General features: G+C 51.6%; 10 protein-coding genes. 1 reads left to right on the top strand and 9 read right to left on the bottom strand.

All coding sequences use genetic code 11. From position 1 onward, the window contains the following. Position 1: 1 nt before the first annotated feature. The 9 genes from E6C60_RS01205 to E6C60_RS01165 form a co-directional block, all read right to left on the bottom strand. A complete protein-coding gene (locus E6C60_RS01205) occupies positions 2 to 1,642 on the bottom strand; it encodes an extracellular solute-binding protein (protein WP_175415129.1) in 1,641 nt (546 codons plus the stop codon). A gap of 319 nt (positions 1,643 to 1,961) precedes the next feature. After that, positions 1,962 to 3,869: a glycoside hydrolase family 127 protein gene (locus E6C60_RS01200; RefSeq protein WP_217496364.1), complete on the bottom strand. Its 1,908-nt coding sequence runs from the start codon at positions 3,867 to 3,869 to the stop codon at positions 1,962 to 1,964. A gap of 52 nt (positions 3,870 to 3,921) precedes the next feature. After that, positions 3,922 to 5,541: an extracellular solute-binding protein gene (locus E6C60_RS01195; RefSeq protein WP_138224090.1), complete on the bottom strand. Its 1,620-nt coding sequence runs from the start codon at positions 5,539 to 5,541 to the stop codon at positions 3,922 to 3,924. Positions 5,542 to 5,598: 57 nt separating this feature from the next. Further along, complete coding sequence (locus tag E6C60_RS01190; protein ID WP_138224089.1) at positions 5,599 to 6,489, bottom strand: carbohydrate ABC transporter permease; 891 nt, start codon at positions 6,487 to 6,489, stop codon at positions 5,599 to 5,601. Between the two features lie 13 nt (positions 6,490 to 6,502). Further along, on the bottom strand, positions 6,503 to 7,396 hold the full coding sequence (locus tag E6C60_RS01185) for an ABC transporter permease (protein WP_138224088.1): 894 nt from the start codon (positions 7,394 to 7,396) through the stop codon (positions 6,503 to 6,505). A gap of 189 nt (positions 7,397 to 7,585) precedes the next feature. Continuing rightward, positions 7,586 to 9,754: a helix-turn-helix domain-containing protein gene (locus E6C60_RS01180; protein ID WP_217496363.1), complete on the bottom strand. Its 2,169-nt coding sequence runs from the start codon at positions 9,752 to 9,754 to the stop codon at positions 7,586 to 7,588. Positions 9,755 to 9,953: 199 nt separating this feature from the next. Then, positions 9,954 to 11,306, bottom strand: coding sequence for an ABC transporter substrate-binding protein (locus E6C60_RS01175; protein ID WP_175415126.1), 1,353 nt, complete (start codon positions 11,304 to 11,306; stop codon positions 9,954 to 9,956). Between the two features lie 71 nt (positions 11,307 to 11,377). Continuing rightward, complete coding sequence (locus E6C60_RS01170) at positions 11,378 to 12,208, bottom strand: carbohydrate ABC transporter permease (protein WP_233281091.1); 831 nt, start codon at positions 12,206 to 12,208, stop codon at positions 11,378 to 11,380. An 18-nt stretch (positions 12,209 to 12,226) separates the two neighbouring features. Continuing rightward, a complete protein-coding gene (locus tag E6C60_RS01165) occupies positions 12,227 to 13,126 on the bottom strand; it encodes a carbohydrate ABC transporter permease (protein ID WP_138224085.1) in 900 nt (299 codons plus the stop codon). Positions 13,127 to 13,350: 224 nt separating this feature from the next. Here E6C60_RS01165 and E6C60_RS01160 point away from each other — a divergent pair, with 224 nt between their 5' ends. Further along, positions 13,351 to 14,571 (top strand): GNAT family N-acetyltransferase, encoded by a 1,221-nt coding sequence (locus tag E6C60_RS01160; protein ID WP_138224084.1) that lies wholly within the window; start codon positions 13,351 to 13,353, stop codon positions 14,569 to 14,571. The last annotated feature ends 30 nt before the right edge of the window (positions 14,572 to 14,601 follow it).

The following is a 14,601-nucleotide window of genomic DNA, read 5'->3' as shown; positions in this document are numbered from 1 at the left end:
TTTATTTCCCGTTTGCTGCATCATAGTATTTCTGATAAAGAGCTACATACTCATCCACTCTCAGCTTCTTCAGCTGAGCCAGGTGTTTATCCCAATCGGCATCGCTGAAGCCGTTCATAACGAATTTGGCAAAGGTGCTGGCATAGTAGCCGTTCTTGCCATTCAGATCCAGGTTAATGGCAGCAAGCGTCTCGCCGTCTTCAGCAGACCACAGCATATCGTGAATGAGCTCAGTAGATGCAAACGGCATATACATCTTGTAATGCTCCCGCTTCTCATCCGCCTGATCATCAATCAGTCGATCTACCATATCCTTCAGCACCATTACCGCAGCGCCGTTGCCCGGGGCCTCCGAGTGCTTAAAGTCACCGGAATTCATGCCTTCCGGAACCGGCTGCTTGTCAAAGGTACCGTCCGGATTCTCCTTCACGGTCAAACCAATCGGTCCTACCTCGAACTGGAAGCTCAGCTTTTCTTCATACATCGTGTCCATCCATTTCAGCGTTACTTCCGGGTGTTTGTTATTGGACGTAATAGCGAATGCTCCCTTGCTGAGCGATACCGGCATCCGCAGCCAGCCTTGCTCGCCGTTGGCGCCCTTCAGCGGCAGCACAGGAACATAATCCTCATTGAACGTGCCAAATGCTCCTTGGTTGGAGTAGGTGAAGAATGAACCGATCGGAACATCCTCACTGCGCACCTTCGTCAGATACGTGTTCTGGTCATGAGTAAAGACCTCCGGATCAATCAGCTTCTCTTTGAACAGCTTGTTCATATACTGCATGTAGTTCTCGTACTCCGGCTGCTCCGGCGCATACTTCACAGTGCCGTTGTCCACATACAGATTGTTGCGCGGATCATCCAGCTTGATGCCAAAAGAGCCTGCCAGAGCATTCGCCCCATTCTGGGCATTGTTAAAGAGGAAGGAGAATGGAACCTCATCCGGCTTGCCGTTTCCGTTCGGATCCTTCTCTTTAAACGCTTTCAAGACCTTATAGAAGTCATCAATTGTCTCTGGCATAGACAGTCCGAGCTGATCCAGCCATTTCTTGTTAATGAACAGGACAGATCCAATTTCATTGAAATCTCTTTCGACAAAGGTCGGAAGCGTGTAAATATGACCGTCCGGTGCGGTAAGCATCTTCTTGAACTCCGGACGCTGCTCGAACACCTTCTGCAGATTAGGCGCATACTGCTCAATCATGCCCTCCAGTGGAATCAGAGCACCCTGACTGCCCAGCTTGACGATCTCCTGATCCAGCAGCACACCCCGTCCGTAAAATACGTCCGGCAGATCGCCGCTCGCGATAATAATGTTTTTCTTCTCCGCCAGATGCTCCCAGCCTACCTGAGTCCATTCCACGTCTACATTGGTCATCTCATTCAGCTCTTTGAACATCTGCATTTCATTGTAGTCCTTCTTGACCTGCGGCGCCGTATTGGCCAGAACCTTTAGCTTCACCGGCTCCGCCAGTGGAAACTTGAATTTGTCCTCTGCATTCGCATTCGCGTTCGGCGTTTCCCCCTGAGTCTTAGGTTTCTCCGCAGCCGTCGGTGTGCTGCCTCCTCCCGAACACCCGCCGATGAACAGCGACATTGCAGCCATTACGCTTACACAGGGGACCAGCCATTTCTTTCTCATGTGTACAACCTCCCAAAATAATGGTTTGTCTATCATGACCCTCGTCATTTATGAAGCGCTTACATCTGGTTGTGAGATCACAATAGCAGACAACAGCTGCTGCCCGCAATCAGCCAAAATCGCCAGGCATATGCGAAACCTCGACGTCCCAAAAACCCTTATATATCAAGCTTTTCAGCTTCCTAACCCCCAATTGGTGAAATTCAGCAGAGGGATTTGGAACGCTCTGAGCGGCAGATTACAGTCAATATAAAGGGACTGCTCCCCGGAGATCGAAATCTTTCAGGAGCAGCCCCTCTTCAGGCTTCAGCTGGAACCATTATGCTCGCGGAAACCAGACGCTCATATCACTTTCCTCCCGGTTCGCCCAGGAGAAATACGGGATCAGCCTTACCGTCACGGTCTGATTCTGATCCTGCACCAGCGGATGATACAGTGCATCGCCCTTCGGCCGGATCACCATCTCTGTCTGCAAGCCTACCATATGATAAGGCATCTCGGCAATTGGCACCTCTTGGAAAACAGCTTGGGTAGGAAGTGCCAGCTCATCCAGAGTGGCATCCCCGGAAATATCACAGCCCTCCAGGCAGTAGACGACCGGTCCCCGCTTCACGGCAACCATTCCATTCGCCTGCTCGACCATCGGATTAGCCTGATACAGCTGCGCCTTCATCGGCAGCTGGATGTTGATTTCCTCTCCCGACTGAACCGTCACTTCATGAATACCGCTTTGAATCGGCTGGCCGTTGCAGGTCGCATCGGTGCACCACGCCGGGATCCGGAAGGAGAGCTTCATGCCCCCTGCCGGCGCCTGGTCAACGTAAATCTTGACCTCCTGATCCCACGGGTAATGGGTTTCCATGCGCAGCTTCACCGGGTCTCCGTTCGCCAGCTGGGAGTCCAGCTCACAGCCTGCGAACAGGTTAATCGCTACCCCTTGCTCGGAGGTGGAGTAGATCCACTTCGGCATGCCTGTCAAGGTTCTCCACAGCTGCGGCGGACAGCACCAGCAGCCAAACGTGACAAACCGTTCATTCGGTGCATGCGCGTATTGGCGGAAGGTCGGCTTGATGCGTTCATGAACACGGTGTGACAGCGGATTCGCATAGAAGTACCGGGTCATGTCCAGGCTGCCGCCAGAGATGCCGGCATTGTAGAGAATGCTTTCCATCCAGTCGCCGTATACAGCCTTGTTCGTCACATGCAGCATCCGGTGTGCCCACATCGCAGCTGCGATATTCGCACAGGTCTCATTGTACGCGATTCGGTTCGGCAAATTGAATTCATCGCCGAACGCCTCTTGAACCCGATCTCCCCGCTCGGACACCCCTTCATAAATCGGACATACGCCGCCTGTAATATAAATTCTCCGGCTGATCATATCATTCCAGATTCGTTCCAGTGCCGTCAGCAAGGTCTCATCCCGGGTATAGGCATACACATCCGCGGCCCCGGCGTACAGATAAGAAGCCGTTACCGCATGACCGACAGGCTTATATTCCTCACGCAGTGCGATGCGGTTCTGATTCTGGTCTCCGTTGCCCTGCTTCGTGCCGCGCATGGTCACGAAAATGTCTGCCAGCTCCAAATAACGCTGTGTTCCGGTCAGACGATACAGATCCACGAGTCCCATGATCTGACTCGGGTTGAAGCAGAAGTCGCCCAGTTCCGCATTCAGCGGCATAAATACCGTGCACAAGTAATCAGCACAACGGACGGCGACCTTCAGCAGGCGGTCATCCCCTGCCGCTTCATACAGTGCGCAGGCTGCCGTGAATAAATGCCCGATGTTATACAGCTCGTGATGACCCGGATGCTGCCACCGCTCCTTGTCTGTCAGCAGAATCTGGGTGTTGATGTATCCGTCCGGCTCCTGGGAGGCTTCGATCCAGGGAATATACTTGTCCAGGATTTCCAGAATCTTCGGATCCTTGGTTACGGCATATTGATTGGCACAGCCTTCTATAAATTTATAGCAATCGCCATCAGACCAGTCATTGTCGTGAAAAGTTCCTTCCAGCTCTCCGGCAGCAATGCCGAAATTAATCAGGCGCGCAGCATTGTCCGGATGCATCAAAGAGCTTTCCATGCTCTTGATGACGTGCATGTAATCATCTACGCGATTTCCCCAGAACCCTCCAATTAATTTCGCTTCTCCCAGCTTGACGGGCTGAAACTTGGCGATCGTGTGCGTACTCATAGCGATTTCTCCCTTCATCTTCTTCATATTGAATAAAAAGCTGGACCTGTTCATACCCAGGTCCAGCTCCAGAGCTCAATTATTTACCGTTTGCTGTATCGTAGTACTTCTGATACAGCGCAACGTATTCATCCACCTTCAGCTTCTTCAGCTGTGCCAGGTGATTGTCCCAATCGGCCTGGGTGAAGCCGTTCATGACAAATTTGGCAAAGGTGCTTGCATAGTATCCATTTTTACCGTTCAGGTCGAGGTTGATGGCGGCCAGCTTCTCGCCGTCCTCAGCGGACCATAGCATATCCTGAATGACATCCTTGGATGCGAACGGATCGTACATTTCATAGTACTCCCGCTTCTCATCCGCCTGCTCGTCGATCAGGCGGTCTACCACATCCTGCAGCACGATCACCGTTGCACCGTTACCTGGCGCTTCGGAGTGCTTGAAATCACCCGAGTTCATGCCGTCCGGAATCGGCATTTTGTCAAACGTACCATCCGGATTTTCCTTTACCGTCACACCGATCGGACCAATCTCAAACTGGAAGCTCAGCATTTCTTCAAACATGGCATCCATCCACTTCAACGTCACTTCCGGATGCTCGTTCGAAGCTGTGATAGCAAAAGATCCTTTAACAACTGCAGCTGGCATACGCAGCCAGCCTTGCTTCCCGTCCGGACCCTTCAGCGTAGGAACCGGCACATAATCCTCATTCAGGTTCCCGAATACGCTGCGTTGGGAATAGCCGAAGAAGGCGCCAATCGGAACATCCGTGCTTCTTACCTTTGTCAGGTACGTATTCTGGTCATGCGTGAACACTTCCTGATCTACCAGGTTTTCCTTGAACAGCTTGTTCAAATATTCCAGGTATGTCTGGTATTCCGGCTGCTCCGGAGCATATTTAACGGTGCCGTTATCCACATACAGGTTGTTCCGCGGATCGTCCTGCTTGATTCCGAAGGAGCCGGCCAGCGAGTTCGAGCCGTTCTGTGCATTGTTGAACAGGAAGGAGAATGGAACCTCGTCTGCCTTGCCGTTGCCATTCGGGTCTTTTTCCTTGAACGCTTTCAGAGCTTCATAGAATTCGTCTGTCGTCGTCGGGACAGCCATGCCCAGCTGGTCCAGCCACTTCTTGTTAATGAACAGCACGGAAGGAATTTCGTTGAAATCACGCTCGACGAACGTAGGCAGAGAGTAGATATGGCCGTCTGTAGCCGTCAGCATGGTTTTGAAATCAGGGCGCTGCTCAAACACTTTTTTCAGGTTAGGTGCATGCTGCTCGATGAGATCCTCCAGTGGAATAATCGCTCCCTGGCTGCCCAGCTTCACGATTTCCTGATCCAGCAGTACACCGCGGCCGTAAAATGCGTCCGGCAGGTCTCCGCTGGCAATAACGATGTTCTTCTTCTCAGCCAACTGCTCCCAGCCTACTTGAGTCCATTCCACATCGACATTCGTTAATTCTTTCAGCTCTTTGAACATCTGCATTTCGTTATAGTTCTTCTTGACCTGCGGCGGGGTGCTTGCCAGAATCTCCAGCTTAACCGGCTTCTCCAGCGGAAATTGAATTTCTGTTGCCTCTGCGGCCTTGCCCTGATCCTTATCGGATGACGACGGTGTGCTTTCCGAGCTAGAGCAGCCGCTCAGCAGCAGCACAGCAGCCAGCATGGCGCTCATGCCTGCAGACCATTTTTTGTTTCTCATTTCTCATGACCTCCTGGGTATAATTTCTAATGAAGCTTGTATATTCATGAAGCTCTATTAGCCTTTAACAGAGCCGATCATGACACCTTTGACGAAATAACGCTGCAGGAACGGATACAGCACAAGCACCGGCAGACTTGCCACCACGACCATACCGTATTTGACCAGGCCTGCTACCTTCTGTTCTTCCACCGCATCCTTGGAGCTGTCGATCATATCCAGCTGGGCTTCGCTGACGATCAGAATTTTGCGGAGAACAATCTGCAGCGGATGCAGACTCGCATCATTCAGATAAATCAGAGCCTGGAAATAGGAATTCCACAGTGCCACGGCATTGAACAGCACCATAACGGCAATGATCGGCAGAGACAGCGGAATCACCATCCGAATGAAAAATTTGAAGTTACCGCAGCCGTCCATCATGGCGGCCTCCAGCATCTCGCCCGGAATCGTGTTCTGGAAGAAGGTTCTCACGATAATGAGCTGATATACACTGACCGCACCTGGAACGATCATGGCCCAGATGGTGTTCACCATGCCAAGCTCCTTCACCAGCAGGTACGTCGGGATCAGTCCGCCGTTAAAGAACATGGTGAACAGGATCAGGATCATCAGCACCCCGGAGAATGGAAGATCCTTGCGTGACAAGGCGTAACCGCCCGTGATGATCAGGCTGACACGGAACAGGGTTCCGAAGAAGGTATAAAAGATCGAGTTCGAGTACCCCCGCCAGATCTCATCATCGTTAAAAATCCGTTCATAGCCGATCCAGGTCACATCCCTCGGCAGGAAGCGAATCTGTCCGGAATTGACAAGATCCGGGCTGCTGATGGAGGCCACAATAATGAAATACAGCGGATAAATGACCACGAACAGGATGCCGCAGAACAGCAGGACATTGAACCAGTCAAACAGCCTGTCGGATCTACTTTTGTTTAATACGTCCATTTCTTTTCCCCTCCTACCACAGACTCGCCTTGCCGAAGCGTTTGGCAATCAGATTGACAGTGACCAGCAAAATACAGTTTACAACGGAGTTGAACATCCCGATCGCCGCAGAATAGCTGTACTGTGCATTGAGCAAGCCACTCTTGTACACATACGTCTGAATGATCTCCGCCGAGTTGATGTTAAGCGGATTCTGCATCAGGTATACCTTCTCGAAGCCGACGGACATAAAGCTGCCGATGTTTAGAATGAGCAGGACGATGACCGTAGGCATGATGCCCGGCAAATCAATGTGGATGATGCGCTTTAATTTGCTTGCACCGTCCACGACAGCGGATTCATGAAGCTCCGGACTGATGGACGTCAGTGCTGCCAGATAAATAATGGTGCCCCAGCCTGCGTTCTGCCACACCCCGGACCACACGAAGATCGAAGCGAACCATTCCGCTTTGGCCATGAAATACTGGCTTTCAATGCCGAGGCCCATCAGCATGTGGTTAATGACTCCACTGCTAGGCGACAGGAACAGGTACAGCATCCCGACGACAACGACAGTGGAAATAAAGTGCGGTGCGTACGTGACGGTCTGGACCAGCTTCTTGAAGCGCTGGCTCGTCAGCTGATTAATCAGCAGCGCGAGGATGACCGGAATCGGGAACAATGCGAGCTCGTACAAGCTGATCGTCAGCGTATTGAAGAGAATTTCCCAGAACTTGTAGTTCTCAAAGAACCGCTGGAAGTTCTCGAAGCCGACCCATGGACTGTCGGCAATACCTTTGAATGGCAGGAAATCCTTAAAGGCGATTTGTAAGCCATAAATCGGGCCATATTCAAAAATGGCGAAATAAATCAGTGTAGGAAGCAGCAGCAAGTATAGTTCATAGTGCCTTTTCCATTGCTTCAGCAAAGCATTCCCCTCCCGTGCGTTTTCAAAATGTTGATCGTGGTTTTAAGCGCTTTCACCGTGATGCAAATTATAATACCAACCACCTGATCAAGTGCGCAATCAGCGAAATTCAGAGCGATATGCGAAATTTAAAAAGCCCGAAAACCCTTGATAGATAAGGGTTTTCGGGCCTGCCTAAGGAGGGACTGCTCACTTCTTGTCTTCATTCTGCTGCAGCCGCTTCCGGTACTCTCCCGGCGTCAGCTGAACCTCGGCCTTAAATTTGCGAATGAAGCTTGAAGGATCGCTGTAACCGATTTTTTGAACGATTTCGGCAATCGACAGATCGGTGTCGATGAGCAGCCGTTGGGCCTTGTTAATTCGAATGGCATGCAGATGCTCCGAGATCGTCTGGCCGGTCTGCTCCTTGAAATATCGCGACAGCGAAGAAATCGACTGGGAGAAGTGACTGGACATGCTCTGGATGCTGAACTGCGGATCGGCATATTTCTGCTGCAGCAGCTCGATCATCTCCTGAAGCAGAATACGGTCCTGCTCTACTGGCGCTTCCTTCATCAGCAGCGGCCGAATCTGCTCGAACGTGCTCCAGACGATATCGTCCATTTGCTGATAAGAGGTGCAGGAGGTCAGGGCAATGACATCAGGGTATGCCACCGACATTCCCCGCTCCGCTCCAGCCTCGGCCGCAGCCTTCACCAGGGTATTAATCAAATCAAAATAAATGTACTTCGCGGACAGCAGTGAGGAGCTGCTGCTATGAATATGCTCCAGCAGCTGCTTCATATGCTGCTTCACCTTGTCGGTATCATGGTCACGCAGCAGCATCGGCAGCGTCTGGAACTGCTGCGCAGAGTATACGGGCAGCTTCTGATGCTCCTGATTCAGCTGATGCGGCAGAATAACACGGTCTTTTCCCAGAATAAGCCGGTACTGCAGCGCTGTCGTTGCGCTGATATACGATTTCGGAAGCAGGGTCAGATCGTCCACGGCCTCTCCGACCCCGATCGTCCACATCAAATCCGTCGCTTCCTTCAGCCTCTGATGCCACTCGTTCCAGCTCTCGACCCCGCCGGATTCCGGCGGGCAGGACTGAATCCAGATCCACTGCTCCGGCTGAATCGTATCTATGGAGTATAGCTCCATGGATTCCGGCACCATCGACCTCCACAACGCCGGAAGACGTTCCCGGATCAGACTCATCTCGCCTCCCGGATGAGCCTGGATACAGACTACCCGGTATTGATCGGCCTTCAAGGTGATGCCAAGCGCAGTCCCCTGCTCCTGAAACGCGGACCATTCCCGAATCTGTCCCGACAGCAGCTGATTCAGCAGCTGCTGCCGCAGGGCTGGGCGTCCGCGCTCCACCTGGGATTCCAGCGTGTGGCTGCGATCGCTCATATAATCGAAGGCCGAGCGCAGCTTCTCCAGTCCGCCGGAGGGGCTCTCGCCCTGGGCAGGCTGGAGCTTGCTCTCTACCACATCAATCAGCTTGCGCAGCGGATGATAGTGAACGTTCATATTGATATAAATAATGCTGGACCCCACAAACAGGATAAGGGCCAGTGCAATCCCGGCCTTCAGCTGCACCTGGTCAATCGGCTTCATCAGCTCCGTCTCCGACACAACGGTCACATAGGTCCAGCCGGAGGAAGCCGAGATCACTTTGGATACATAATATTGGTCGTCATCCAGCCTGCGGATTTCACTGCTTCCCGCCTCTACATCCAGCAAGCCCTCCGGAACACCTTCGGCATCGGCTAGAGAAGCGACCAGCTGTCCCTGTGCATCCAGAATGTACACATTGCTCTTACGGTAAGGCAGGAAGGAGGAGAACATCTGCTTGACCTTCTTCTCCTTGATTAGAAAGAGCAGGGTGCCCTTGTTCTTGCTGGTGGAACCGAAGGCCGGAACAGGAACGGCATAGCTGATATACCGGTCCGAGCGCGGATGCTCCAGCGATTGGCTGGCATTCGCGGCATTGACCGCCGGTACGTCCGACCCCAGCAGAACCAGGTATTGATCATAGGTCAGATACTGGCTCAGAAACATGTTATAGAACACGACGGACAGATAGGTGCTTTTGGAAGAGATCAGAAGGTCCTGATTTCTGGCTTTATACACGACCTCCGAGAAGAACGCATTGGCTTCCGCATACAGGCTGATCTTGTCCTTCGCCTCATAAATGGAATAAATACTGCTCAGCCGCTCCGGATCAAATTCCCGCCGCACGGACAGCTGAACGGCAATGTTTCGCATCTCCGCCAATTGGCCATCCATCGTATCCCTCACCTGCTCAAGCATCGCCCGGTTGGACTGCTGCACCTGAGTTTGAAGCGTTGACACAATATAATGATTCAAAAAAAGGCCGATGACGATAACAGGAAGGATCAGCAACAAGGCATAGGAAATTAGATATTTGTAAAAAAGCGACAGGTTCTTTAATTTCTTCAGCCCAGCAAATCGCACCTTTCATCTCACCTCTTCTCTCCAAATCCCGGCATAAAGACCTCTATCCAGTGCGAAAAGCCGCACTGGATAGGATATTTTTGCCGGTAGCTTACTTTTCCTGGATGGTCTTGTCACCCCGGGTCTTGATGTTCTGAATCGTTTGCTGCATGTCCTGCTCCTTCACGAGGTACTTCTCTATCTCCTCGTTGATGACCTTTTCGTATTTCACGTTGTTTGGACCCATGACCTTCTCCCCGACAAACTCAGTCTCTTCGTTCGCAAAAATGCTCTTCAGCTGCTCTACCGTAATATCATCCTCCGCGAGCGCTTCACCGAATACCGCGAACAGCTCATCCTGGGAAACCGTACGGTTTGCGGATTCAGAGGAATCCGCATACTTTGCGGCCAGTCTGCTCAGCTCGATCGCAATGTCCAGCGCAAGCTCCGGATTGGCCGAGGTTGGCGAGATACCGAAACCGTTTACGATGCCCCAGGTTTTGGTCTTCTCGCCGCTGTCTACCGGAAGCGGAGCGACGCCGAGCTTCCAATCGCGAGGGAACTTCTCTTTATCTGCAGCCCATGGCAGCACCCAGCCACCCTGGATATTCATACCGTACTGGCCATTCATAAAGGCCGGAGGATCGATCTTGGATGTTACGGTATTGGCATGGGTCGGCATACTCTGATCGACATGCATCATATTATAGATTCGTTCCATGGATCTTGTAAACACAGGGTCCTCGATATTGGACAGCCCTTCAGCGGTATAGAACTGCTCGCCGCCGCCCAGTGCCATGATCGCATCGCCATACCAGAAGGTGCCCCACGGCAGGTAGAATGCGCCATATTTCTTGGCTGCCCCTTCCCCTGTCGTCAGCTTTTTGGCCACCTCGCGGTATTGATCCCAGGTCATTGGCACTTTTGCATCCGGATAAGGTACACCCGCCTGATCAAAGAGCGATTTGTTATAATACAGCGCCCATCTTGTAATGTTATGCGGCACTATGAACAGCTCGCCATTGTTGCTGGCGTTGTCTGCATACGGGCCGAACTCTTCTTTAAAATCCACCCCGATCGACTTGGACAGCTCGTCAAGCGGTACAATCGTGCCGGCATCCGCCCACTGCTGCTGAATCATCGGATTCGCCACCACGATAATATCCACCTGGGCCCCCGAGGCGATCGCAATCGGCACAGAGGTCAGGAAATCCGCTTCTCTCCCGTGGAAATCAAACGTCACATGGCTGTACTTGTCCAGCTTCTGGATTTCCTCCATCGCCTTCTTCATCTTGATATCCTCGTCGATGCCGTTCAGATGAATGACCATCTTGACAGGTTCTTTCCCATCCGTTCCCTTCGCACCGCTTCCCTGGGTCTTGCCCTCCTCCGAGCCGCTGCTGCAGGCTACAACTGAGGTCAGCACCAGCATCAGACAAAGAAGCTTGAGCATCGTAGTTCTCACATTGAACATCCCCTTTTTATTTCATTATAAGTTCACTGCACAAGACGGCAGCCGCCGAGCCCGCACAGGAGCTATCCCTTGACGCCGGACAACGCAACCCCTTCTACAAAATGCTTCTGTGCAAACAGATACACCACGATGATCGGAATCAACGCCAGCGTTGCTCCTGCCATCTGGACCGCAAAATTCGTAGAGTACTGTCCCTTGAAGCTTGCAATTCCGACACTGAGCACCTGCTTCAGCGGATCATTAATGTAGATCAAAGCGCTGAAGTACTCATTCCAGCCCCACGTAAACGCCAGAATGAACAGCGCCGTAATCTGGGACTTCGCAAGCGGCAGAATGATTCTCAGGAAGGTGGTGTACTCGTTACAGCCGTCGATTCTAGCGGCATGGATGAGATCATTCGGAATCGAGGTGAAGAACTGACGCATCAGGAAGATGGAAAACGCATTGAACATCCATGGCAGCGCTACGCTCAGTACGTTGTTAATCAGCCCCAGAGACTTAAAAATCATAAACTGCGGGATAATCCGAACCTCCACCGGAATCATCATCGTGGCGATGAAGAGAAAGAAAATGATATTCCGGCCGGCAAAATCCAGCTTCGCAAAAGCATAGCCTGCCAGTGTGCTCACGAACAGGACGAAGAAGACGATGTACACCGTAACCAGCGCGGTGTTCATATACCAGTGTGCGAACGGGAATTCAGTCACCGCTGCGACATAGTTGCTTGTATTTAAGGTTTCCGGAATCCACACAATCGGCATCTGGAAGACTTCGCTCTCATACTTGAAGGAAGCGGAGATCATCCAGGCCAGCGGAAATACCATCACGATGCCCAATATAGCAAGCAGTACGGTACGAATCAGTCCGGATACCATGGTGAAACGTTGAACCACTGCTGCCACCCCCTCACGTTAAGTGTATTTGACCCACGCCTTCTGACCGATCCACTGCACCATCGTGATGATGACCACAAGCACGAAGAACACCCAGGAAACGGCAGACGCATAGCCCATCTCATATTGCTTGAAGGCGGTATCGTAGATGTGATACACCATCGTCACCGAGGCCGTACCGGGCCCGCCCTGTGTCATAACCATAACCTCTGCGAAGATTTGAAAGGAGGAAATGATCGACGTAATGACCAGGAAGAAGGTGGTCGGCGAGATCATCGGAACCGTAATCCGCAAAAATTGCTGCAGCCGGCTCGCTCCATCTATTGAGGCGGCTTCATAATATGTACTTGATATTCCCTGCAGGCCTGCCAGATAGATGACGATGCAGTACCCGATATTTTTCCAGATCCAGAACAAGGCAATCGTGGGCAGCGCCCACTTTACACTCGTAGCCCAGCCCGGCAGTGCTTCCACGCCCAGAGAACGCAGAACCCCATTGACAGGACCGTACTCCGGATGGAACAGCGCCGAGAACACCAGCGCCGCCGCTGTGATCGTTGTGATGTAGGGCACGAAATACATCGCCCGCAGCAAGCCCCGCCCCAAGATTTTCGTATTCAAGAAGGCGGCAATCACAAGCGACAGGATCAGCAGCACGGGAACCGCCATCGCGACCAGCAGAATGTTGTTCACAAAGCCGATGCGAAAGTATTCGTTCTGAAATACATCTCCGTAGTTTTCCAGCCCGACGAATGTAGAGCCTGACGCCCCTTTGAACATGTTCCAGTCCATAAAGCTTAAATATAAGGAGCGGAACAGCGGATAGGCCATGAACAGCACATATCCGATGACAGCCGGCAGTACAAAGGAATAGCCAACCAGGCTGTCCCGCAGGCTCACCTTCACTTTGGTCTCCATAATCTACCTCCCTAAAACTTCTGCCTTGAAGCCTAACTCCAGATCTTTAAATTAAATATAAAATGACATTACATATTTATATATTAAAAAAAGCGCTTACAAATGTCAACGAATTTAAAAAATATAATGCCCGATTTCATTGACGAAATTTTATTTCAATATTAAGCTCTTTATTAGAAAGTATTTTTCAGAAGTTACCTTGATGGCTCAGGAGGGAATCAGTGATGACGAAAGAACCTGGCAGAAGCATTGTCGTAACGAACCAGCCTACCCGGGAACAGCTCGATGCTATTTTTGATATTTTGGACCAATGCTTTTCTGCAGGCCGTGCCTTTTTTCAGGAAAGATTGGAGCTTGACAGCACCTATCATCCGGACACCACATGGTTTGCAACGGTCGACGGCCAGGTCGCGGCTAATGTTCAGATCTTTCCGCTTGCGATCCGGGTCGGTAAGGCCGTCCTGCATACAGGCGCCATAGGCAGCGTCGCTGCAGATCCCAACTATCGCGGGATGGGACTCACCCACAGGATTCTGGATGCCCAGACCCAATACATGAAAGAAGCCCAGTACGATCTAAGCTTTCTTTTGGCCAGTAAGCATGCATTCTATGAGAAGGCGGGATGGAGACTTATACCACAAACGGCTTACGCTATTCAGCCGCCACCGCCCCGGGAGCAGACAGAGAACTACGAAATCATTCCCTTCGAGCCTCGTTATCTTGAGGAGATCTCTTCGTTGTATGAGCAATTTAATGAGAATCGCACCTATAGCGTGGTTCGCAGTGAGTCCTATTGGAAGGATCTGATACGCTGGCCGGAATGGAAGAAGGGGGACTGTCTGCTGCTCAAAAAAGAGGATCGCATTGCAGCCTACGGCATCATTGAAAAGAAGGATTCGGAGCAGGTATTTATGAATGAATTCATTTATCTCGATGAAGCAGGGGACGGTGTTGAACACTTGTTTCACGCTCTCTGCCAGCTTCGTCCAAATGCCAAGCAAATACTAGCGATGCTGCCGGACGACCATAAGCTGCATTCCTATTTCCACCAGCATCAGGCACAGCCTGTACCCATTCATTTGACCATGTGGAAAATGCTCCGCCTGTACTCGACGTTCCACAAGCTCCAGGCAGAATTAGAGGAGCGTCTAAACCGTGATGACTTCATGGCCGGTCAAGAGATGCTTATTGCGCTGCAGTGCGGAGAGGATACCATATTCCTGGACTACCGCCAGCAGCGGCTTGTCATTTCCGAGGAAATTTCTTCATTTCCCGATGTTTCCATCAAGATGGATGAACGGAGTCTGATCACTTATCTCCTCTTCGGTTATGAGGCAAAGAGCAGAGAGGAAGGCGCGCCTGAGCCTCACGCGGGGCAAACTCATATCCTGCAGGCGCTGTTCCCGAAACAGAACGCCGTGTTTTATTTGACGGACAAATTCTAAGTGACTCAACGCCTTCATATCGACCGGTAT

It is taken from the genome of Paenibacillus algicola (assembly GCF_005577435.1).
Taxonomy (GTDB): Bacteria; Bacillota; Bacilli; order Paenibacillales; family Paenibacillaceae; genus Paenibacillus_AQ; species Paenibacillus_AQ algicola.
This window is presented reverse-complemented; position numbering and strand designations above follow the sequence as displayed.